Origin of the sequence: Vibrio sp. Vb0598 (assembly GCF_033338935.1) — a bacterium.
In the GTDB taxonomy this organism is placed as follows: Bacteria; Pseudomonadota; Gammaproteobacteria; order Enterobacterales; family Vibrionaceae; genus Vibrio; species Vibrio alginolyticus.
Map to the genome: position 1 here is coordinate 1 of NZ_JAWOTP010000329.1, position 1,011 is coordinate 1,011.

At 52.7% G+C, this 1,011-nt stretch carries 1 protein-coding gene and 1 pseudogene; both read left to right on the forward strand.

Translation table 11 applies throughout. The features are described from left to right. Window positions 1-933: hydroxymethylbilane synthase (hemC, locus tag R7Q38_RS25055; protein ID WP_318114760.1), on the forward strand; the 933-nt coding region annotated here is incomplete at its 5' end. 2 nt (window positions 934-935) lie between these two features. Beyond that, window positions 936-1,011, forward strand: a pseudogene (locus R7Q38_RS25060) (uroporphyrinogen-III synthase); the annotation flags it as partial.

Here is a 1,011-nt window from a genome sequence, read left to right on the forward strand (position 1 = left end):
CAATCCACACCAATTCGCATTGCAACTCGAAAAAGCCCACTTGCACTATGGCAAGCTCATTTTGTTAAAGACGCTCTTCAAGCCGCTCATCCAGGCTTGGAAGTCGAGTTGGTAACCATGGTGACCAAAGGTGACGTGATTTTGGATACACCGCTGGCTAAAGTTGGTGGCAAAGGCTTGTTCGTTAAAGAACTTGAAGTTGCCATGCTTGAAGGCCGCGCCGATCTAGCCGTGCACTCAATGAAAGACGTACCTGTCGACTTCCCTGAAGGCCTTGGCCTCGTGACCATTTGCGAGCGCGAAGACCCTCGCGACGCCTTCGTTTCTAATACCTATAGCAGCATTGATGAACTCCCTCAAGGTGCGGTCGTCGGTACTTGCAGTTTGCGTCGCCAATGCCAACTGAAAGAATACCGCCCAGACATCATTATCAAAGAACTGCGTGGAAACGTGGGGACTCGACTTGGCAAACTGGATGCGGGTGAGTACGACGCTATCATTCTTGCAGCCGCAGGTCTAAAGCGCTTGAAATTGGAAGACCGAATTCGCAGCTTTATCGAACCAGAACAATCACTGCCAGCGGTTGGCCAAGGCGCAGTCGGTATTGAATGCCGCGTAGACGACGAACGCTTACTCAAACTTCTGGAGCCACTCAACCATAAAGACACCGCCGATCGCGTGTTGTGCGAACGTGCCATGAACCTAACTCTTGAAGGTGGCTGTCAGGTGCCAATCGGTAGCTACGCGCTACTTGAAGGTGATGAAATTTGGCTTCGCGCGCTCGTCGGAGAACCAGATGGCAGCGAAATTGTGCGTGGCGAAGTGCGTGGTCACCGTAAAGATGGAGAAGCGCTCGGTATCCAGTTGGCTAACGAGCTACTTGAGAACGGTGCCCGCGACATTCTAACCAAGCTGTACGCAGACCACGATTAATCATGGCAGTGTTGGTCACTCGGCCGGGAGAGCAAGGCAACGCGCTTTGCTCTCTGCTCGAAAGGCACGGCATTTCCG